This is a genomic window from Imperialibacter sp., from assembly GCF_040222815.1.
Classification (GTDB): domain Bacteria; phylum Bacteroidota; class Bacteroidia; order Cytophagales; family Cyclobacteriaceae; genus Imperialibacter.
Window position 1 is genome coordinate 36,117 of the sequence record NZ_JAVKCH010000009.1, and the last position, 20,266, is coordinate 56,382.

Consider the following 20,266-nt stretch of genomic DNA (forward strand, 5'->3'; position numbering starts at 1 on the left):
CTATACTTTTAAGTAACAGGATGTGAGCTTTGGAAATTGTTCACTATTTGGAATTATCCAACCCGTAATTAGCAGTGCTTCTTTATCAAAGATACGTATATTGATTGGAACGGAATAGCGCCTACCATACTTGTCTGCTGACTTTTCATGAGCTTCAGATATAGCAATGCCGTCGAGAATTGCATTGATAAGTACTCCCACATCATCTTCGGTAAGGCTCAACACTGCTTCAAAAACCCTCGCTTTATATTTACCGGTAGGATGGCTTTTGTTTAAGCAATATTCCCGCTGCTTTCTTTCGGAAACAATTTCGTTTTTATGGTTAGGTAATAATTTCAGAGGAAAGTTAGTCATTGCTGATCTAATGATCTGATCCGGTTTTTTACCATAGTCGCACCAGGATTAATTTTCAGGTATCTTTCGTAATATTCCAGGGCCTTTTGCCGATCTCCTTTTTGGTCCCGGTATATGTCGCCGACTGTCAGATAAGCGGAGCTGCTTTTAGGATAGTTTTTAATATTCAAGAGGTAGCATTCAAGTGCCTTGTCGTATTCTTTTTGAACCATAAAGTTGTAGGCTACGACGTTAACGACTACTTCAGGAGGCAGAAACGAAAAATGGACATCTTCGGAGAATCGTTCAAAATGGGTTTTTAGTTTTGCTGCATCAGGGCTATCCGCTTCGATGTTGATGCGATATTTCTCAAAAATAAAATGGAGCCCATCCAACTCTGCGAAAAGTGGCACCGAACCATGGGTTTCAGTTTCGTATTTTTCATAGTTGAATCTAAGTCCCGATGCTCCAGATGTTTGCAAGGTCGTCACAATTCTATCGACAGCCCGATCTGTTGTTAAACGCTTTGAGCTGTTTCCATTGTTGCGATTGGACAGGCCTAAGAAGAATGACTTGTTAGCAAGTTTTGCTTGCATGGCCTCTTCTTCGAACTTTTTTATCACCATATTATCGTCCCATCCAACGGTCGGATCGATGGCGATAAAGGCATTGAACAGACCCGGCCGGGAGTAGGCTGAATAGAGCGCCAGCAAACCGCCAAGAGAATGCCCAACGAATAGTCTAAATGGAGCCGTGAGGTAAGTTTTGTCGATGTGAGGGATCAACTCTTTCTCGATAAAGTCTAGAAACTCCTTTCCGCCGCCAGTCGTCTTAGCCTTACTATTGGGTTTCTCCAACAATGAGTCATTGCTGGTTGGCGTCAAGTCCCGCCACCTGTCTGTATTGCCAATGGCAACGACTATCATTTGTGGAAGGTAGAAGGGTGACCTGGCATCAACAATGCCGCTTATACTATGAAAATGACTCTCACCATCCAGCACATACATCACTGGATAGCTCTTCGGATGGGATGATTTATTACTATACCCATCAGGAAGATACACCGCATAGTGCCGTTTTTCATTCAGGATTTTGGAATGAATAACATGCGATTTTCCGATAACAATATCAGTACCTCCCTCTTGCGCCAATGCCTTGATTGACACAAGCGTAATAAAAATGGATAAGAGAAGTTTCAAACTACCTGCTCACGCTTTAATTATTGCAGATGAAGATACTAAACATTTGATAAAGAGTTGTCTCTGAATTTACTTGAACTCCACCTCATACAAAAAAGCCAATTGCTTCTCCTGAACGCTTTGTGGAACCATGCTAAACAGCTTGTTACGCAACCCGGCTGCCCAGGGCTTTTCCCATTGAGCCACCCGGCCTATTCGCCATGAGTTTTCCACTATCTTTTTGGTTCGTGGCTTCCTGACCTTTTCGAACCGGCGGAACTTCTCCTCAATGCTTCCAGCGCCCTGCAAGATCGAGTAAAGAAACGCTGCATCTTCAATCGCCTGGCAGGCCCCCTGTCCCATATTGGGCGTGGTAGCGTGACCTGCATCGCCCGCCAGCAGCACCTTACCAAAGGCAAACTTATCGATCGGAGCAAGGTCAATGATGTCACCCCAGATGATGTCTTCCTGTGCCGCACTCTGGATCAGTTCTGCCACTGGTGCATGGAAGTCGTCGAAGTGCCATAGGAGGTTTCCTTTTTTGAAGTTGCGCACCGACAGATCATGTTGCCTTGCGTTGAGGCAGGCAAACCAGTAAATCCTATCATCCTTCAATGGAACGATGCCAAACCGTGCGCCTTCTCCCCATGTTTCTGAAGGCAGCTCTATCCGTTGTTTGGGTTGCGGAACCACAGCTCTCCAGCAGGTGTAGCCGGCATACCGTGGTGCCGACTTAGGTAAAAACTGCTTCCTTATTTGGGAGTGAATGCCGTCAGCGGCTATTAAAAAATCGCCGGAGGCTGAGGTTCCGTCAGTAAACTTTACTTCGACGCCAGATGCGCTTTCACTGCAGCTCTCCGCTTTTTTTCCGGTGACGAGTTTAGTTTTTTTAAGGTTTTTGAGTAATACTGCGTGCAGGTCGGCACGGTGAATAGCAAAGTTATCAACACCATATTTTTCGCTTATTTTTAGTGAATCTACCTGAGTAATGACTGCTCCTTTTTTGGTCAAGAGTTTTGCACTGGGAAGTAGCTGACCTGCAGCCAGTACTTCGTCCTTCAGGCCCAGGTGGTCAAATGCTTTGACTGCATTCGCTGCCAGACCAAGCCCGGCACCCACAGATTTGAACTCTGACGCTGCTTCATACACTTCTACTTCGTGCCCGAGCTTTTCCAGTGCGATGGCGGTCGTTAACCCTCCTATTCCGCCTCCTGCTATTACTGCCTTCATATTTTAATAATTTGGTTATGCAATTTTACGGCAAAGAGCAGTGCTGGAATTTTCCAAACCCGCCAAAGCACTTGCCAATCACGACAAAGTAGTTAAATTGACGCCCATGATGATATCAGCCAATATCGTGGGGCACCTGATGAAGAAAGTGGAAGTGGCGGGGTATGGCCATTTACTGCAAAATTCTACAGATTATACATCGGTGGGATTCTTGTCCACCACAGCCATGATACCCGCCGAAATGTTTTTTCGGATAATTGAACATGTCAATGCACACTATCCGGATGGACAAATGGCCTACGATATTGAGTACAAGCACTTTTCACTCGGACAAATTAACATGCTGGGGGCACTGGGTCAGCTAGTGCACGTAAGTCCTACCCTGGAGAATGTGTCGGAAGCTTTCTACAAATATTACGGAAAGCTAAATGGCATTTTTAGTCCGGCCGTTGAACGAAGGGGTGAGTATGTTGCTTCCAAAATTACAACTAGTAATCCTACCCTCTGGAAGCTACGTCCCTTTCAGGTAACTATCGAAATGTTCCTTTATGGAATGATGAGGATAGTGAAAGAGTGGTTCGATGCTGAGATTGCTGAGCCTGTTTCGCTTACCCTTCCTTACGAGTTACCAGGGCCTGAGCGGTCGGTAATGAGGAGGACTGTGGGTATTGACCCGTTGATGGGGGACGGTTGTTACCTGGTGTTCAAAGCGGATGTTTTCTTGCGACCCCTGCCGTTTGCCAACCTACAGCTATGGGAGCATTTGAAACAATACCTTGAGCAGAGCGCACAGCAAGACAAAGAATTGTTCAAGACTCAGCTTGAGGCCTATATAACGACTAACATCAAAAACACCCCCGACTTAAAAGCGGCAGCCGACCATTTCTCGTTGAGTGAGAGGAGCTTGCAAAGGAAGCTGCAAAGTGAAAAAACAGCCTTCCAGGGGGTGATTGACGAAGTGAGAAAAGATTTGGCGTGCCAACTGCTCCGCAACGACCGACTGAGCTTAAAAGAAATTGCTTTTGAATGTGGGTTCTCTGATCCCAACTCTTTCTTTAAAGCATTTAAGAAATGGACAGGGCTGACTCCTGAGCAATGGAGGGTGAGCCTATAGAGTTTTGCTGGGCTTTTCAAGCCCTCAAGTGTTGCCTGTTGAGGACAGGTTATGTAAAAAGAGTGTAAAAGAAGTGTCAAAAGGCCTTAACCATGTAACCATTTGATTGGAAGCGAGTAAATTTCAATAACTAATCAATCCCTTCCATGATCAAAAACTACCTCCTCATTGCATATCGCAACCTGCTCAAGCAAAAGCTTTTTAGTTTCATCAATATTTTCAGCCTCGCTATTGGGTTGGCGGCGTCCGTCGTCATCTACCTGTTTATTCAGGATGAAACCAGTTTCGATCAATTTCACTCGCTAAAGGAAAACATTTACCGGCTCGATGAGATTCAGAGCTTTCCTGGCACCAACACTCAAAAAGTGGCCTTGTCTATGCCAGGCATGGGGCCATTCCTTCAGCAGGATTTTCCCCAGGTGAAGCGGTACTCCCGGTTTAGGGGAAATGATAATATGCTGTTGGAGGTAGGTGAAAGGAAGATCAAAATTAAAATGGGGGCTAATGTGGACAGCACTTTTCTCCGGATGTTTGATTTTGGCGTGGTTGAAGGTGAAAGAGAAAATGCTTTGAACGAGCCACTCACCATGGTGGTAACCGAAGGGTTGGCCATGAAGCTTTTTGAGAGAAAAGAGGTGATGGGGGAGGTGGTCGTTTGGGGAGATAAATCTTACAAGATCACAGGCATTATGAAGGATGTGCCTGAAAACTCGCACCTGCAGTTTGAGGTGCTTATATCTATGGCTACTATGGTGAGAGACAATCCAGGGCTCAACACCGCTTGGGGGAGCAACTGGATGGTGACCTATCTTGAATTACATCCTGGTACAAACGTAGAGGAAATGTCTGCGGGCTTTAACGATTTTCTTCTCAAGCATGGTGGCGAAAACATTCTGGACTACTATAAGTTGTTTTTGCAGCCACTGACAGATGTGCATTTGGGTTCGATAGATATTGAGCACGACTACCACAATTACCGAAAATTCAATGGCGAGTACATTGGCACCTTTGAGCTCGTGGGAATCTTCATTCTGCTTATCGCCGGGGTGAACTTCACCAATCTGGTGACTGCCAGAGCCTCTTATCGCTTCAAAGAAGTGGGTATCCGCAAATCAATTGGAGCCAAAAAAGGCCAGCTCTTTTCTCAGTTCCTTACTGAGTCAACCATTTTGGCTTTCCTGGCGTTGATCCTGGCGCTGTTCCTGGATCTGCTCCTGATTCCTTTTTTGAATACGCTGATTGGAAGAGAGCTGAGTTTGCTTTCCTACCTTGGCCAACCTTCTTTTTTGGGAGGGCTTTTGGTGATTACGCTACTGCTGGGGCTGATCGGCGGCATTTACCCGGCGCTGTTCATGGCGTCGTTCAAACCCGTCAGCATCATTAAAGGTGGGAATGTGAAGACTGGGAAATCGTGGCTGGGAAACTCGCTCATAGTAGTGCAGTTTGGCCTGGCGCTGGCAATGATCGTGAGCACCTTCGTTGTTTTGCAGCAACTCAGCTTCATGCAAAACAAAGACATTGGCTTCGACAAGGATCACATTGTGCAGGTAAGCCTGAATGGGGATGCTAACAACAAGTTTGACCTGATCAAAACTGATCTGCTCTCACAGGGCAACATTCTTGGCGTAACAGCCTCTGGCCAGCGCCTGGGCAACAACTTTCACCAGTGGGGCTTTAAGTACAAGTCGGATTCCGGAGTAATGGACATCACACCCTCCAATGTGAATGTAGATTATGATTTCCTTGAAGTATTTGGGATTAAACTGAAGGATGGTAGAGGCTTTTCTAAAGACTACGCACAAGACAATGGCATGTCTTTCATCATTAATGAGTCGCTGGCCAAAGACCTGAACTTGTCGCAGCCGATAGGAGCAAAGGCTGGTCACGGGTGGTTCCACAATGATTCTCTTGGCACTATTATCGGAGTGACTGAAGACTTCAACTTCAATTCGTTACACTATGCCGTTAACACCCTTTCGATGGTGGTACACCCGGAATGGGGCTATCAGGAGATGTCAGTGAAAATCAACGGACAAAACATTGACGGAGCCCTTAAAGAACTGGACGAGGTGTGGACGAAACATGTCGGCAAGTTTCCACTGGAGTACACCTTTCTGGATGCACACTTTGAGGAGCTTTACCGCTCCGACAAACAAATGAGCGCCGTGGTGACTATCATGGGCGTACTGGCCATTCTTATCGCCTGTATGGGGCTGTTTGGTTTGGCTGCCATTACTACCGAAAGAAGAATCAAGGAAATCGGGATCAGGAAAGTGCTGGGTGCCTCGGTGTTCAATATCATGTTTGGGCTGAGCAAAAGCTTTGTCTTACTCATTCTGATAGCCTTTGTGATCATGACGCCGCTTGCATGGCTTTTCCTTGGTAAGTGGTTGGAGAACTTTGCTTATCACATCGACATCAACCCAGTGGTTTTTATCGTTTCGATGATGATTGCCGTCGCCATCGCCCTGGCGACCATCAGCTACCACACCCTCAAATCCGCCAAAGCTAATCCAGTGGATGCGCTGAGGTACGAGTAAGCGGGTGGGTTGCAGGCACTGAGGCTTATTGTACCGTCACTCCTGCGAATGCCGGAGTCTTTCAATTTTGCCCAAACCCGTCATCAAGGCGGCGGGCTCACAGCCGTCCAGCCTCCGTCCACTATCACAGTTTGCCCGGTTATTTGCCCGGATTGTGGTGAGAGAAAGAACAACGCTGCATTGGCAATATCAGCCACGGTAGCCGCTCTGCCGGTAGGAGTGATGGCATTCCAGGCACCCATGTAATCATCCTCCAGGGCCATGGTACGCTCAGTAATAGTAGCCCCTGGAGACACAGCATTTACTGTAATTTGATGTGGCCCCAGCTCAGCACCTAACGTCTTGGCCATAAACTGTATGGCTGCCTTTGATACACCGTAAGCCGCAAGATCGGGATGGTATTGATGGCCGGTAACCGACGACATCATCAAAATCCGGCCCTCCGACTTTTGTTTGATAAACTGTAGCGCTGCCTGTTGGGTCAGAAAGAAAGTACCTTGCAGGTTCACGGCACAAATCCTCTGAAAGTTCTCCACCTGATAATCTAAAAACTTACCAAAAGTGGTAATGCCAGCATTGGCAATGGCCATGTCCAGCCTGCCATACGTGCTTACAGCTTTGCCAATAAGCCCCTGGATCGTTTCGAGATTGCTGGAGTCGCCGGCGAAAGGCACACATTTGCCTCCTTCCTTGGTAATAGTGTCTGCGGCCTGCTTAGCTACCTTTTCATCAATGTCGTTGAGCACGACACTGGCACCTCTTTGGGTAAGCTGCCGGGCTATTTCGAAGCCGATGCCAATACCGGCACCGGTGATGATGGCTACTTTGTCTTTAAATAATTGATCCATTTCCAATGGGTGTTAATAGACGAAATTTTATCACAAACGAAATATCATGCTGAGTCTGTCGAAGTATAGTGTATTGAAAACACATTTTTTAGGGCGCTAAAACCGTCTTTGACAGGCTCAGACTGACATTCCTCATTACGCCCCTCCACGGGTGAAGACGGGCTTTTCTGATCCCTCCCTTTAGGGTCGGGGTAAAGGATCAGAGAAGATCGTGTCTAATGCGAATCCCGCTTCACCTCTTTGCCTGACTTACCTCTAAGGAAGTCGAGGTCGGTGCCCAGGTGCGACTGCTCCACGTGGTCGATGTAGAGCTTCACATAGCCACGGTCGTAACCCAGGTCAGGCGCTTTCCACTTCTTTTTCCTCTCGGCCAACACCGCATCCGACACATGCAGTTGCAGTTTTCTTTTAGGCACATCCAGCTCAATCAGGTCACCATTTTCTACCAGCGCCAAATTACCGCCCGCAGCAGCTTCAGGCGACACATGGAGGATAACCGTGCCAAAGGCAGTTCCGCTCATGCGTCCGTCGGAAATACGAATCATATCCGTTACGCCTTTGTCAAGCAATTTCTTCGGCATGCCCATATTGCCTACCTCCGGCATACCAGGGTAGCCCTTGGGACCAACGTTCTTCAATACCAGAATGCAGGTTTCATCCACCTCCAATGCCGGGTCGTCTATTTTGGCTTTGAAGTCTTCGATGTCTTCAAATACCACCGCTTTGCCTTTGTGTACCATCAACGCTGGCGTTGCGGCGTTGGGCTTGATAATGGCGCCATTTTCAGCCAGGTTGCCTTTTACCACGGCTATGCCAGAGTCCTTTTTAAAAGGTTTGGCAACAGAGGCAATCACCTTATCATTGAAATTTTCCGACCGGGCTACATTTTCGCCCATGGTCTTTCCGGTTACGGTGAGCGCATTCTTGTTGATCAAAGGAAGAAGCTCCTTGATGACAGCAGGCAAGCCACCAGCATAGAAGAACTCTTCCATCATAAACTGACCGGAGGGCTGTAGATTGGCCAGTAGCGGTATTTTGGAAGAGAATTTGTCAAAATCTTCCAGGTCGAGCTTGATGCCAGCACGGCCAGCGATTGCTAGTAAGTGAATCACAAAGTTGGTAGAACCCCCCACAGCAGCATTTAGCATGATGCTGTTTTCAAAGGCTTCTCGGGTTAGTATTTTGGAAACGACAAGGTCTTCCTTCACCATTTCCACAATCCGGCGGCCGCTCATTTGAGCCAATACTTTTCTTCTGGAGTCGGCAGCAGGAATAGCGGCGTTCTCTGGCAGGGTAAGCCCAAGCGACTCCACCATACAGGCCATCGTAGAGGCGGTGCCCATCACGGCACAATGGCCCTGGCTGCGACACATACAAGCTTCGGCTGTCATGAACTCATCCTGGCTCATTTCACCACGGCGGTTGGCTTCGCTGAAACGCCAGATGTCGGTGGTGCCAATGTCTCTACCACGGTACTTGCCGTTAAGCATAGGACCACCTGAAACGAAAATGGTGGGCAGATCAACACTGGTAGCACCCATGAGGATGGAGGGCGTTGTTTTGTCGCAGCCACCCAACAGCACCACGCCGTCGATGGGGTTAGCCCTGATGCTCTCTTCTGCATCCATGCTGGCAAGGTTGCGGTAAAGCATGGCAGTGGGTTTGATCAGTGTCTCGCCGAGCGACATCACTGGAAACTCCAGCGGAAAGCCGCCAGCTTCCCAAACCCCCTTTTTTACCGACTCGGCCAGGTCTCTGAAGTGGCCGTTGCACGGTGTCAGCTCCGACCAGGTGTTACAAATGCCAATAACGGGTTTTCCCTCAAACTCATCATGAGGTGTGCCCTGGTTCTTCATCCAGGCTCTGTAGATAAACCCGTCTTTTCCCTTTTTGCCAAACCAGTTCTGGCTGCGTAATTTTTTCATGTAAGTAAGTAATTGTAGGTGTTTTTTCTTCTTCTATATAATGACTTCCTTTTTGGGCTTTTCAATATTCTTCTCTAGTTCCGCCTGTAGTCGGGCAGGTTTTCTGTTCCCAACTTCCGTCTCCTGACTTCGGTCTTCCGTCTCCCGTCTTCTAACTTCCATCTCCTATCTCCTGACTTCTGTCTCCCGCCTCCCGTCTTCTAACTTCCTTCTCCCGTCTCCCGTCTTCTAACTTCCGTCTTCTGTCTCCTGTCTCCCAACTTCCGTCCCCTATCTTCTTCCTTCCTCCTCAATACGTCGCTCTTCCTCCGCTAATATCAAAAACAAACCCAGTGTTAAAGCTTGCCTCTTTCGATACGATCCAGCAGGAGAGGGCCGACACTTCTTCGATGGTGCCCATGCGCTTCATGGGTATTTTATCGGTCATGTATTTCAACATTGCGGGGTCGGTGTTTTCATTAAACTCCGTAGCAATTACAGCTGGGGCAATGCCGTTTACGGTGATGCCCGATTCAGCATATTCTTTTCCAGCACCTTTCACGAGGCCAATCAATCCTGATTTACTTGCCGCATAGCCCATCATGCCAGGGTTACCTTCTTTACCACCAATGGAGGTCACGTGAAGAATTCTGCCATAGCCTGCCTTTAGCATGGGAGCGATGGCATGCTTGGTAAGCAGAAACGCACCTCGCAGGTTGATAGCAATCACCTTGTCGAATATGTCGGTGGTGTAGTCGCCAATTTTCACATTGGTTTCGCCCACAATACCAGCACAGTTGACCATCACATCTAACCGACCGTTTGCAGCTACCACTTTTTGAACAAGGGCCTGTATTTCTTTTTCAGAGGTTACATCCACTATTTCTCCGGATACCTTCAATCCATTGCCTGTAAGTTCCTTTACAGTGGCATCCAATTCTTTCTGGAGTACATCCAGTATCACAACTGTTGCACCTTCTGAGGCCAATCTTTTAGCTACTCCTTTACCAATGCCCCTGGCTCCGCCAGCGACAATGGCTACCTGATTTTCAAATCTTTCCATGTAATATTAAACTTAAGATTTTCCTCGCTATATGCATAACCACTTTGCACAGATAGCTTGAAAAGCATAAAAAAAACCCGAAACATTGTGCTTCGGGTTCTCAATACTTCGGGCTACGAAGGTTTTTACTTTAAATCACTGAAATCGAAATCTTCCAGGAATTTGGTGGTGAACTTGCCTGACTTGAATTTAGGGTCGTCCATCAGTTTAATATGGAATGGAATGGTGGTTTTAATTCCCTCAATCACAAACTCCGACAAAGCTCTTTTCATTCTCGTAATCGCTTCCTCACGGCTTTGGGCCGACACAATGAGCTTGGCAATCATGGAGTCGTAGTTAGGTGGAATGGTATAACCAGCATATACGTGACTGTCCACTCTCACACCGTGCCCGCCTGGTAGGTGAAGGTTTGTTATTTTACCCGGGCTTGGACGGAATCCGTTTCCTGGGTCTTCAGCGTTGATTCTGCACTCCATTGAGTGAAGTTTTGGGAAGTAGTTCTTGCCGGAAATAGGCACTCCCGCAGCGACCTGAATTTGCTCTTTGATCAGGTCAAAATCTGTTACCTCCTCGGTGATTGGGTGCTCCACCTGAATCCTGGTATTCATTTCCATGAAGTAGAAATCTCCATGCTTGTCCACAAGAAATTCAATGGTACCCGCTCCTTCATACCCTATCGCTTCGGCACCAGCAATGGCCGCAGCACCCATTTTTTCTCTCAGCTCCTGAGAAACTATAGGAGAGGGGGTTTCCTCCACCAGCTTTTGGTGACGACGTTGTATTGAGCAATCTCTCTCCGAAAGGTGGCAGGCCCTGCCTTTACTATCTCCAACAATTTGAATTTCTATATGGCGTGGTTCTTCAACAAATTTTTCGAGATAGAGGCCATCGTTCCCAAAGGCTGCGGCAGATTCCATTCTGGCATCATCCCAGGCTTTTTGAAATTCTGACTCTTGTTTCACCAGGCGCATACCCCGGCCACCACCGCCGGCAGTAGCCTTCAACAGCACCGGATAGCCTACTTCGGCGGCCAATTTTTTGCCCTGTGCCACCGAGTCTAACAGACCCTCAGATCCGGGGATAATAGGCACACCAGCCTTTTTCATGGTATCTTTGGCAGTGGCTTTGTCTCCCATTGAGTTGATCATCTCGGGACTGGCGCCAATAAATTTGATGCCATATTCCTGACAAATGCGTGAAAATTCAGCGTTTTCAGAAAGGAAACCATAGCCGGGGTGAATGGCATCGGCATTGGTGATTTCAGCCGCTGAAATCAGATTGGGCATTTTCAGGTACGACTTGGCACTTGGCGGAGGGCCTATGCAAACTGCCTCGTCAGCAAATCTAACGTGAAGGCTGTCTTTGTCGGCTGTGGAATAGACGGCCACCGTTTTAATACCCATCTCCCTACAGGTTCTTATGATCCTCAGGGCGATTTCTCCTCTATTGGCTATTAATATCTTTTTGAACACAATGATTTGGGTTTATCCTGACAAATAAATATGACTTCAATATTCCTCAAATGCTGGCCTTACGAGGGGTCAACTAGGAATAATGGCTGATCATATTCTACCGGACTAGCGTTGTCTACCAATACCTTCACGATGGTTCCGGAAACTTCAGATTCGATTTCATTGAAGAGCTTCATGGCTTCAATAATACAAACTGGTTGCCCTGACTTCACTTTGTCCCCAACCTTTACAAATACGTCAGTTTCAGGATTAGGGGAGCGGTAGAATGTACCGATCATCGGAGACTTGATAGTGAGGTATTTGCTTTCGTCATTGCCAGATTTTGGTGCAGGTGCTGCCGGAGCCGCTGCTGCGGGCGCTGGGGCTGCTGCTACAGGAGCAGGTGCTGCTGGCATATGCTCCACCATGCGGGGTGCGTCGCTATTGCGCTTTACTTTGATCTTGAACTCTTCTGTTTCGATATTGACTTCCTCAAGTCCGCTTTTGGAGATAAAATCGATCAGATCCTGAATTTCTTTCGCTTTCATAGGTTCGTTTTTATTGGGCCTCGACTGCTTTTCTGCCATGGCTAATAGATTTTGTTGGGTTAACCAATAACTAAATTAGTGGAATATTTTCGAAATTCCCGCCGTACATGGAATAGCTGCTATTTCACTCTTTCGTAGTATTCGCCTGTCCTTGTATCGATTCTTATTCGTTCGTCCTGATTGATAAACAGCGGCACTTTTATGTTGGCACCGGTTTCTATCGTAGCTGGTTTCAGCGTGTTAGTGGCCGTGTCTCCTTTAAGACCGGGCTCTGTGTAAACGACCGTCACTTCTACGTGTGCGGGTAACTCGCAAGACAGTGGCGTTTCGGTTTCAGCATGCACCAGAATGTCGACACCCTGCCCATCCATCAGGAATTGCGGGGCACTGATCATCTCTTCCTGAAGAATTACCTGCTCAAAAGTAGAGCTGTCCATGAAGTTGTACCCCAGATCATCTTTATAAAGAAACTGATGAGGCCGGTTCTCAACTCTTGCGGTCGTAATTTTCACGCCAGAGTTGAAGGTGTTGTCAATCACTCTGCCGGTTTTTATGTTTTTGAGCTTGGTACGGACAAAGGCAGGTCCTTTCCCGGGTTTCACATGTTGAAACTCGGTAATGACATGAAGTTCGCCGTTATACTCAATACACAGACCGTTTTTAAAGTCAGCGGTAGTTGCCATAAAATATTGTCAATATTGATGTTGAAGCTATTATTTAGAATCTTCAGAATCGTAGGACCATTTAACATAAACCGATCCCCAGGTAAACCCACCACCAAAAGCGGCTAGAACCAGATTGTCCCCTTTTTTCAATTGTTTTTCGTAATCCCACAGGCACAGAGGAATGGTGCCGCTTGTAGTGTTGCCGTATTTTTGAATATTGAGCATCACCTTCTCTTCGCCAACTCCCATTCGTTTGGCTGTAGCATCTATTATACGTTTGTTGGCCTGGTGAGGTACCAGCCAATCTACATTTTCCGATGTAAGGCCATTTCTTTCCATGATTTCTGCGGCTACTTCAGCCATATTGGTCACGGCAAATTTGTAAACGGTAGCGCCTTCCTGATATACGTAGTGTTCGCCTGCAAGCACCGTTTCTGCCGAGGCTGGTTTGCGGCTTCCGCCTGCTTTCATGTGCAAAAATGGTTCTCCTGAGCCGTCTGAGTGAAGAACAGCGTCTATGATGCCTGTGCCATCAGTTGTTGGCTCAAGCATCACCGCTCCACCGCCATCGCCAAAAATAATGCAGGTGGTTCTGTCAGAGTAGTCAATGATGGAGGACATTTTGTCGGCCCCAATCACGATTACCTTTTTGTATTTCCCTGTTTCGATAAACTGTGATCCTGTGGTGAGGGCGAAAAGAAACCCCGAACAAGCGGCCTGAATATCGTAGCTGAAAGCATTTTTTATTCCCACCGCATTGCAAATGATATTGGCCGTGGCGGGAAATAACATATCAGGAGTAGTAGTGGCGCAGATCACCAGGTCTACTTCCGAAGGGTCGGTGTTGGTCTTTTTTAGCAAGCCCTTCACAGCCTCAATGCCTATTACAGAAGTTCCCCGATCTTCGCCTTTCAGGATGTGCCTTTCTTTGATGCCGGTTCTGGAGGTGATCCACTCGTCTGTGGTTTCTACTATGGTTTCCAGCTCTTTATTGGTCAATATATAATCTGGAACATATCCTTGAATCCCCGTTATTCCTGCCCGGACTTTGGTCATATTAGTAGTTGTTTAATCTCCGAAGGCGACCTTTATTTTTTGGTAAAAATTGGTTTCCGCCATTCGGTATGCAAGTAAAATCATGTTTTTAATTGCCTCAGGGCTGGAGGCATCGTGGCCAACGACCACATTCCCATTAACTCCCAATATAGGACTTCCTCCAACGGCTTCGTAATTAAACCTTGCGAAAAAGTTATCGAGAAAATTACGTTTCTTCAGGAGGTCATAAAAAGCCTCAATCATTTTGGACACCACATTGCCAGTAAAACCATCGCAAACTATCACGTCAGCCTTATTGTTAAAGAGGTCACTGCCGTCAATATTTCCAATAAAGTTGACTTTGGAGCTGCCGCTGTATAGCTGGTAGGCCGCCTGGGTAAACAGTGTCCCCCTTCCTTCCTCTTTACCAAGGTTCATCAGCGCTACTCTGGGGTTTTCGACGCCCATCATGTGCGTAGCATAAATTGAGCCCAGTTCACCGAATTGGAGGAGCACGTCTTGTCGAACGTCGGTATTGGCTCCGATGTCAAGCAGTAGTGCATACCCACCGTCTTCTTTTGGTACAAAACCAGCCAGGCCAGGCCGAATCACGCCTTCAATAGGCTTGATAGAAAAAAGGGCTCCCATTTGCATGGCTCCGCTGTTACCGGCCCCGCAAAATGCCCGTATTTCCTTATTTTTCAGTAAATGAAACCCCTCGGCAATGCTTGAATGCTGCTTTTGAGCCAGGGCCTTGGTAGGAGGCTCATCGATGCCAATAACCTCAGGAGCGTGGTGAAGCTCAAATAGTTGATGGGAGATTTGAAGTTTTTCGCATGACGCCTGAATAACGCTTTTATCGCCCAGAAGAACCAATGAATCGGCTTCAGTAAAGGACTTCAGGGCTTGGGCTGCTCCAATGACAACATGATCAGGGGCAAGATTGCCTCCCATTGCGTCAACAGCTATTTTCATGCACGATGTGTTGGTTTGGAACCAAAAGAGGGGTTAGCTTATGCCAACACCTCTTTTTCCATGATCACTTTGCCTTTGTAGTAAAGCTTGCCTTCAAGCCAGAAAGCTCTGTGTGGCAGGTGAAATTCCCCTGTGGTAGGGCATACCACGTAGCTTTTGGCTTCAGCTTTATAGTGAGTCCTTCTCTTATCACGTCTGGAGGTCGAATGTCTTCGTTTTGGATGTGCCATTTTTACTTCGTATTAACAATTAATTGTTTCTAAATTTTTTCAGCGCCTCCCAGCGTGGATCGACGTTTTCTTCTGTGTCGTCGTCTTGCTCCGGTTCGGCAGAGGTTTGATAGATCAGCGACCCTTCAACCTCAAAGTCTTCGTCCTCTTCAGTGACCAATTCCGGATGAAGCTTTTTCATCGGAACATCTACCGAAATGAACTCATATATATATTGGGCGACATTCAAATGCTGTGTTTCTCTGGGAATCACCACAACGTCATCGTCCAATTCAGCAAACTCGTCTCCAAACTTAATGATCAACTGCTGCCTAATCTCCAACTCATAGTCGAACGGGCGCAGACTTCTGTCGCATGTAAGCTCGACCGAACCTTCAACCTCGAATGACAAAGTCATCATTGTCTCCGATTTCAAAAGCTCAACGTGAGCACTTCCCTTGCCTTTTTCAATCAATGACCCTTCGAATGCCTCAAACAATTGATTGTCAAAGCTGAAGTCAAATGAATGCTGGTCAAGAGAAAGCCCCTGAATCTCTATTTCAAACGGTTTTAAGGGACTTTTTGCCATCTCAAACTCACTCTGTATTCAATAAAGACCGCAAAGATATGAATAAAGCCGTAATTAATAAAACGACGTTCACGAATTAAATAGAAAATATATCGCACTTACTTAGAACGGTTTCTGACACCTGTTTAGTTTTTGCTGAGGCCTATATAAAAGCTGCAGGGCAATCAAGTCATCAAAACTCAGTCTTCCGTTTCTTCGCCAGCGTTCATTCTCCGCTGTTTCACAATGTCTGCGGCCATGAAGATAGCTTCTCTCATAGATGATTCTGAGGCTTCATTTTTCCCCACAAGACTGTAGGCGGTGCCGTGGTCAGGAGAAGTGCGAACAGCAGGTAGACCTGCCGTGTAGTTAACGCCGGTTTCAAAGCAGAGGGTCTTAAACGGAATCAACGCCTGGTCGTGGTACATGGCCAGCACGCCGTCATATTTTGCATGCATCAGGGTGCCGAAAAATCCATCTGAGGGGAACGGGCCAAAGACAAGATTGCCCTTGTCTTTCCATTCTTTAAGCACTGGCGAAATCACATCTCTTTCTTCGTTACCCAGTAAGCCATTTTCCCCGGCATGAGGGTTGAGCCCAAGCACGGCTATTCTGGGTTTTTTGATGCCAAAGTCATTTTTAAGTGTACTGTCAAGTACAGAAAGCTTCTTCAGGATGAGTTCTTTCCCTAGTGCTGAAACCACTGCTTTCAATGGGATGTGGCCGGTGACAAGACCAATTTTCATTTTATCGCCAGCCATCAACATCAGGTGATCCTTTACGCCAAAAGTCTCAGCCAGGTATTCGGTGTGTCCCGGAAATTTAAACTCTTCACTTTGGATATTATTCTTAGAAATAGGTGCTGTCACAACTGCGTCAATCTTTCCGTCTTTTAAATCGGCGACTGCCGCCTTTAGGGAAAGAAATGCATACTTACCTCCTGTCTCATTTTCTTCCCCCATTTTGATCTCTACAGTTTCATCCCATAGGTTGTAAACATTTACTTTTCTATGAAAGAGCTGGCCCAGGTCCTTAATTTGGTGGTAGTTGAAGTCGCTCAGGTCGAGCGCCTTTCTGTAATAGGACACAACTTTGGAAGAACCATAGATGACGGGCGTCATAAACTTCAAAATCCTGCTGTCTTCAAGGGCCTTTATGATGACTTCAGGACCAATCCCATTAATATCTCCAAGGGTGATGCCAACAACAGGTTTATTTTTCTTTGACTTATCCATCCGATTTATCCTACAAAATTTCAGTTATTTGGCCTGCGTTTGGGTTTTCCATTCAGGGATTGAGTAATGTGTAACCTTTCCACACAGGAGGCGCAAATTAAGGGATTTTACCTTCTTTAAAAAAATGGACAGAGTTAGACCCAAAAAGCATCTAGGGCAGCATTTTTTGAAAGATCAGAACATTGCCAGAAAAATTGCCGAGTCGTTAACGCTTCATGGCGACTACAAAACGGTGCTCGAAGTGGGGCCCGGCACGGGCGTGCTCACACAGTTTCTGATTGATAAGAAGGAATTTCAATTATATGTGTCTGAAATAGACAAAGAGTCGGTGGCCTACCTGCAAAAGCACTTTGCTTCGCTGGAGGGTAGAATAACCGATGGCGACTTCCTGAAAATGGACTTGGAGGCTATTGCACCTGGCCCGCTAGCTGTCATCGGAAACTTTCCTTATAATATAAGTTCACAGATATTTTTTAAGGTGCTTGATAATCGCCAAAAGGTGCCGGAAGTGGTGGGCATGATCCAGAAAGAGGTGGCGGTACGCATAGCCGGGAAGGAGGGTGGCCGAGACTATGGTATTCTCAGCGTACTTTTGCAGGCTTACTACGATATAGACCTTCTTTTCACTGTGCCTCCGGGTGTTTTTCATCCGCCGCCAAAAGTGAATTCAGCGGTTATCAGGCTGAAGAGAAACAAACGAGAGCGCTTGCCATGTGACGAAGATCTTTTTAGGAAAGTGGTGAAAACAGCCTTCCAAAAGCGACGCAAAACGTTGCGGAATGCACTTAAAGAACTAACTTTGCCGACTGAATTTGAAGTAAACCCCATACTTCAGAAGCGGGCGGAACAATTGTCGGTTGAAGATTTCTTCGAACTTACTTTATCTCTGGAAAAAGCATGGAAGCACTCATCCAATTCGAGCTAAGCAAAGAGTACCTCGAGAGGTTCCAGGGAGCGCTCGATGAGAAAGATGAGCAGTTCATCAAGGCATCACTCGACGGCGTCAATCCTGCTGACATTACCCAACTTCTCTACGAGTTCGACACTGAGGAGTCCAAATACGTTATCGACCTTCTCGAGAAGCAGATCAGCGCTCAGATCATTAACGACCTGGATGAGGACACCAGGACTGAGTTCCTGGGAGCATTCACAGTAACAGAGATTTCTTCCTTTCTTGATTTCCTTGATTCGGACGACTGCGTAGATATTTTGATGGAGTTGTCGCTCCAAACCAGGGAAGAGGTCGTTGCACTCATTCGTGACGAACAAAAGGCAAGGCATATTCAGGAACTGCTCCACTACGACGAAGATGTAGCGGGCGGTTTGATGGCCAAAGAGCTTATCAAGTGCAATCTCAACTGGACTATTCGTCAGTGTATCGACGAAATCAGAAAGCAGGCCGAAACGGTGCAGAAAATCTATTCTGTGTATGTAGTGAACAACACGGGAAAGCTGATCGGCAAGGTGTCGTTGAAGAAAATCATTATTGCCGAAGACAGCGCAAAAATTGCGGACATCTACGACGATGACATAGTGTCGGTTGCCACCCATATGGACGAAGACGAGGTGGCATCCATTATGCGGAAATATGACCTGGAAGCTGTGCCTGTTATTAACGCCAAAGGCAGGCTCGTAGGCCGAATCACCATTGACGACATTGTGGATGTGATGCAGGAGCAGGCCGAAGAAGAACGGCAGCTGATGGCTGGTATCTCCGATGATGTTGAAGAAGATGACAGCGTTTGGAAGCTTTCGAAAGCCCGGTTGCCGTGGCTGATCATAGGCATGGTTGGTGGGTTGATGGGAGCCAGGTTTATAGGGCTTTTTGAGGGGGATATTGCACTGATCCCCGCCGTTGCTTTTTTCATCCCGCTGATAACGGCCACCGGAGGCAACGTTGGTATACAGTCGTCGTCCATTGTCGTTCAGAGCTTGGCAAACCCCAATGTTTTTGCAGAATCTATGGCCAGGAGGTTAGTTAAAGTACTCACAGTGGCCGTGCTCAATGGGCTTATTCTTGCATTGCTGGTTTTTGGATCCGTCATACTTCTTTACAAAGAGGAATTTTTAGCCATCACAGTGAGTATTGCCCTTTTCAGTGTGGTGCTGCTGGCTTCATTTATGGGCACAATCACACCAATTATATTGGACAAGTTTGGCATTAACCCTGCGCTCGCTTCAGGCCCCTTCATCACTACGGCAAACGATTTACTTGGTTTAGGGGTTTACTTTACGGTGGCCAACTTACTTTACGGAATATTTTAAGAGATATGTTGAAGTCTGTATTGATCGTGGATGAAATGCACCCCAGCATAGTTCCGCTTCTGGAAAGTGAAGGGTACAAGGTGGACTATGAACCGCAAATAACCGCTGGTGAGGTGCTGGACAGGGTAGCTGATTATTCTGGCCTTGTTGTGCGTTCAAAGCTTGTGATCAATAAGCTTTTCCTCGAAAAGTGTGTGAAATTGGAGTTCATAGCCAGGGCCGGTGCTGGTATGGACCAGATCGATGTGAAAGCAGCAGAAAGCAAGGGTATTTACTTGCTAAATGCACCGGAAGGTAACCAGGATGCACTGGCGGAGCACAGCATAGCCATGCTGCTGACACTATTCAACAACTTGTTGGTGGGCGACGGTCAGATAAGAAGCAAAGTGTGGGACCGTGAAGGCAACCGGGGCTATGAATTGAAAGGGAAGACAGTTGCCATCATTGGCTTTGGTCATATGGGCGATGCATTTTCAAGGCGGCTTACCAGCTTTGGGTGCAAGGTCATTGCCTACGACAAATTCAAAAGAGGTTTTAGCAATATGCGTGTTGAAGAAGCATCCATGATTGAGGTGTATGTTGAAGCCGATATTGTTAGTTTGAATGTGCCTCTCACTGCGGAAACCAGGCAAATGGTCAATGCAGAGTTCATTGAGAGGTTTCAGAAACCGATTTGGCTGTTGAACACTTCAAGAGGCGAGGTTGTCGTTCTCAAGGATTTATTGAGTGGTCTTAAGTCTGGTAAAATAAGAGGCGCAGCCCTTGACGTGCTGGAGAATGAGAAGCTTCACACTTTTACCCCAGAGCTGGAAAGCACATTCGGTGAATTAGTGCAGATGAGAAATGTGCTTTTCTCGCCTCATGTGGCAGGTTGGTCGTTCGAGTCTTACGAAAGAATCAATCAGGTGCTGGTTGAAAAGATTCGTAAATTGAAGCTCAAAGAAACCAAAACCCCAAGCACTTCGTTGTAAAGCATGGTCTCTGGTTTGCAGGTTTAGGGGATAAATCTTTATATTTGCATCCTAGATCAATATATGTTTCAAGCTCCGACGGAGTTGAATTAAAATCTTGATATATTTGATATCACACGCTTCAACTACTATGA

20 protein-coding genes are annotated in these 20,266 nt (G+C 46.8%); 5 read left to right on the forward strand and 15 right to left on the reverse strand.

Annotated features, from left to right (window positions below):
- The 3 genes from RIF36_RS01815 to RIF36_RS01825 form a co-directional block, all read right to left on the reverse strand.
- The gene (locus RIF36_RS01815) at positions 1–354 is read right to left on the reverse strand and encodes a DUF6883 domain-containing protein (protein ID WP_350126953.1); all 354 of its coding nucleotides are present in this window, start codon (positions 352–354) and stop codon (positions 1–3) included.
- A complete protein-coding gene (locus RIF36_RS01820; RefSeq protein ID WP_350126951.1) occupies positions 351–1,532 on the reverse strand; it encodes an alpha/beta hydrolase-fold protein in 1,182 nt (393 codons plus the stop codon). Before RIF36_RS01820 ends, RIF36_RS01815 begins: the two co-directional genes overlap by 4 nt.
- Before the next feature lie 69 nt (positions 1,533–1,601).
- Entirely contained in the window at positions 1,602–2,741 is a 1,140-nt protein-coding gene (locus RIF36_RS01825) for an FAD-dependent monooxygenase (protein WP_350126949.1), read from the reverse strand.
- Positions 2,742–2,847: 106 nt separating this feature from the next.
- Between RIF36_RS01825 and RIF36_RS01830 the strand changes: the two genes are divergently transcribed.
- The gene (locus RIF36_RS01830; RefSeq protein WP_350126946.1) at positions 2,848–3,855 is read left to right on the forward strand and encodes a helix-turn-helix domain-containing protein; all 1,008 of its coding nucleotides are present in this window, start codon (positions 2,848–2,850) and stop codon (positions 3,853–3,855) included.
- Positions 3,856–4,001: 146 nt separating this feature from the next.
- Positions 4,002–6,395, forward strand: a complete 2,394-nt coding sequence (locus RIF36_RS01835) for an ABC transporter permease (protein ID WP_350126944.1) — start codon at positions 4,002–4,004, stop codon at positions 6,393–6,395.
- Between the two features lie 83 nt (positions 6,396–6,478).
- Here RIF36_RS01835 and RIF36_RS01840 read toward each other — a convergent pair whose 3' ends face one another.
- From RIF36_RS01840 to pdxA, 12 genes are all read right to left on the reverse strand, one after another.
- Positions 6,479–7,243, reverse strand: a complete 765-nt coding sequence (locus RIF36_RS01840) for an SDR family NAD(P)-dependent oxidoreductase (protein ID WP_350126942.1) — start codon at positions 7,241–7,243, stop codon at positions 6,479–6,481.
- A gap of 215 nt (positions 7,244–7,458) precedes the next feature.
- Positions 7,459–9,168: an IlvD/Edd family dehydratase gene (locus RIF36_RS01845; protein ID WP_339786360.1), complete on the reverse strand. Its 1,710-nt coding sequence runs from the start codon at positions 9,166–9,168 to the stop codon at positions 7,459–7,461.
- A gap of 33 nt (positions 9,169–9,201) precedes the next feature.
- A complete protein-coding gene (locus tag RIF36_RS01850; RefSeq protein WP_350126939.1) occupies positions 9,202–9,330 on the reverse strand; it encodes a hypothetical protein in 129 nt (42 codons plus the stop codon).
- 127 nt (positions 9,331–9,457) lie between these two features.
- Positions 9,458–10,210, reverse strand: a complete 753-nt coding sequence (locus tag RIF36_RS01855; protein WP_350126938.1) for an SDR family NAD(P)-dependent oxidoreductase — start codon at positions 10,208–10,210, stop codon at positions 9,458–9,460.
- A gap of 125 nt (positions 10,211–10,335) precedes the next feature.
- Positions 10,336–11,682, reverse strand: coding sequence for an acetyl-CoA carboxylase biotin carboxylase subunit (gene accC, locus RIF36_RS01860; protein WP_151998333.1), 1,347 nt, complete (start codon positions 11,680–11,682; stop codon positions 10,336–10,338).
- Positions 11,683–11,741: 59 nt separating this feature from the next.
- On the reverse strand, positions 11,742–12,209 hold the full coding sequence (accB, locus tag RIF36_RS01865; RefSeq protein ID WP_350076564.1) for an acetyl-CoA carboxylase biotin carboxyl carrier protein: 468 nt from the start codon (positions 12,207–12,209) through the stop codon (positions 11,742–11,744).
- Positions 12,210–12,328: 119 nt separating this feature from the next.
- Positions 12,329–12,892, reverse strand: coding sequence for an elongation factor P (efp, locus tag RIF36_RS01870; RefSeq protein WP_151998335.1), 564 nt, complete (start codon positions 12,890–12,892; stop codon positions 12,329–12,331).
- Positions 12,893–12,922: 30 nt separating this feature from the next.
- On the reverse strand, positions 12,923–13,930 hold the full coding sequence (locus RIF36_RS01875) for a beta-ketoacyl-ACP synthase III (protein ID WP_350126935.1): 1,008 nt from the start codon (positions 13,928–13,930) through the stop codon (positions 12,923–12,925).
- 12 nt (positions 13,931–13,942) lie between these two features.
- The gene (locus tag RIF36_RS01880; protein ID WP_350126932.1) at positions 13,943–14,884 is read right to left on the reverse strand and encodes a phosphate acyltransferase; all 942 of its coding nucleotides are present in this window, start codon (positions 14,882–14,884) and stop codon (positions 13,943–13,945) included.
- A 38-nt stretch (positions 14,885–14,922) separates the two neighbouring features.
- On the reverse strand, positions 14,923–15,114 hold the full coding sequence (rpmF, locus tag RIF36_RS01885; protein ID WP_151998338.1) for a 50S ribosomal protein L32: 192 nt from the start codon (positions 15,112–15,114) through the stop codon (positions 14,923–14,925).
- Positions 15,115–15,133: 19 nt separating this feature from the next.
- Complete coding sequence (locus tag RIF36_RS01890; RefSeq protein WP_350086731.1) at positions 15,134–15,682, reverse strand: YceD family protein; 549 nt, start codon at positions 15,680–15,682, stop codon at positions 15,134–15,136.
- Positions 15,683–15,861: 179 nt separating this feature from the next.
- Positions 15,862–16,896 carry a 4-hydroxythreonine-4-phosphate dehydrogenase PdxA gene (pdxA, locus tag RIF36_RS01895; RefSeq protein ID WP_350126930.1) on the reverse strand — a complete coding sequence of 345 codons (1,035 nt, stop codon included), beginning with the start codon at positions 16,894–16,896 and terminating at the stop codon, positions 15,862–15,864.
- Between the two features lie 124 nt (positions 16,897–17,020).
- Here pdxA and rsmA point away from each other — a divergent pair, with 124 nt between their 5' ends.
- From rsmA to RIF36_RS01910, 3 genes are read left to right on the forward strand one after another with little or no spacing between them, the layout of a single operon-like run.
- Positions 17,021–17,821 carry a 16S rRNA (adenine(1518)-N(6)/adenine(1519)-N(6))-dimethyltransferase RsmA gene (gene rsmA, locus RIF36_RS01900; RefSeq protein ID WP_350126927.1) on the forward strand — a complete coding sequence of 267 codons (801 nt, stop codon included), beginning with the start codon at positions 17,021–17,023 and terminating at the stop codon, positions 17,819–17,821.
- Positions 17,794–19,161 carry a magnesium transporter gene (gene mgtE / locus RIF36_RS01905; RefSeq protein WP_350086722.1) on the forward strand — a complete coding sequence of 456 codons (1,368 nt, stop codon included), beginning with the start codon at positions 17,794–17,796 and terminating at the stop codon, positions 19,159–19,161. The genes rsmA and mgtE overlap by 28 nt, the downstream gene beginning before the upstream one ends.
- Before the next feature lie 5 nt (positions 19,162–19,166).
- The gene (locus RIF36_RS01910; protein WP_350126923.1) at positions 19,167–20,132 is read left to right on the forward strand and encodes an NAD(P)-dependent oxidoreductase; all 966 of its coding nucleotides are present in this window, start codon (positions 19,167–19,169) and stop codon (positions 20,130–20,132) included.
- Positions 20,133–20,266: the final 134 nt, after the last annotated feature.

What these genes read in the sequence shown, in the direction of transcription:
- RIF36_RS01815 (WP_350126953.1), bottom strand. Translation starts at nt 354, where the DNA reads ATGACTAACTTTCCTCTGAAATTATTACCTAACCATAAAAACGAAATT.
- RIF36_RS01825 (WP_350126949.1), bottom strand. Translation starts at nt 2,741, where the DNA reads ATGAAGGCAGTAATAGCAGGAGGCGGAATAGGAGGGTTAACGACCGCC.
- RIF36_RS01830 (WP_350126946.1), top strand. Translation starts at nt 2,848, where the DNA reads ATGATGATATCAGCCAATATCGTGGGGCACCTGATGAAGAAAGTGGAA.
- RIF36_RS01835 (WP_350126944.1), top strand. Translation starts at nt 4,002, where the DNA reads ATGATCAAAAACTACCTCCTCATTGCATATCGCAACCTGCTCAAGCAA.
- RIF36_RS01840 (WP_350126942.1), bottom strand. Translation starts at nt 7,243, where the DNA reads ATGGATCAATTATTTAAAGACAAAGTAGCCATCATCACCGGTGCCGGT.
- RIF36_RS01845 (WP_339786360.1), bottom strand. Translation starts at nt 9,168, where the DNA reads ATGAAAAAATTACGCAGCCAGAACTGGTTTGGCAAAAAGGGAAAAGAC.
- RIF36_RS01850 (WP_350126939.1), bottom strand. Translation starts at nt 9,330, where the DNA reads ATGGAAGTTAGAAGACGGGAGACGGAAGACCGAAGTCAGGAGACGGAA.
- RIF36_RS01855 (WP_350126938.1), bottom strand. Translation starts at nt 10,210, where the DNA reads ATGGAAAGATTTGAAAATCAGGTAGCCATTGTCGCTGGCGGAGCCAGG.
- accB (WP_350076564.1), bottom strand. Translation starts at nt 12,209, where the DNA reads ATGAAAGCGAAAGAAATTCAGGATCTGATCGATTTTATCTCCAAAAGC.
- efp (WP_151998335.1), bottom strand. Translation starts at nt 12,892, where the DNA reads ATGGCAACTACCGCTGACTTTAAAAACGGTCTGTGTATTGAGTATAAC.
- RIF36_RS01875 (WP_350126935.1), bottom strand. Translation starts at nt 13,930, where the DNA reads ATGACCAAAGTCCGGGCAGGAATAACGGGGATTCAAGGATATGTTCCA.
- RIF36_RS01880 (WP_350126932.1), bottom strand. Translation starts at nt 14,884, where the DNA reads ATGAAAATAGCTGTTGACGCAATGGGAGGCAATCTTGCCCCTGATCAT.
- rpmF (WP_151998338.1), bottom strand. Translation starts at nt 15,114, where the DNA reads ATGGCACATCCAAAACGAAGACATTCGACCTCCAGACGTGATAAGAGA.
- RIF36_RS01890 (WP_350086731.1), bottom strand. Translation starts at nt 15,682, where the DNA reads ATGGCAAAAAGTCCCTTAAAACCGTTTGAAATAGAGATTCAGGGGCTT.
- pdxA (WP_350126930.1), bottom strand. Translation starts at nt 16,896, where the DNA reads ATGGATAAGTCAAAGAAAAATAAACCTGTTGTTGGCATCACCCTTGGA.
- rsmA (WP_350126927.1), top strand. Translation starts at nt 17,021, where the DNA reads ATGGACAGAGTTAGACCCAAAAAGCATCTAGGGCAGCATTTTTTGAAA.
- mgtE (WP_350086722.1), top strand. Translation starts at nt 17,794, where the DNA reads ATGGAAGCACTCATCCAATTCGAGCTAAGCAAAGAGTACCTCGAGAGG.
- RIF36_RS01910 (WP_350126923.1), top strand. Translation starts at nt 19,167, where the DNA reads ATGTTGAAGTCTGTATTGATCGTGGATGAAATGCACCCCAGCATAGTT.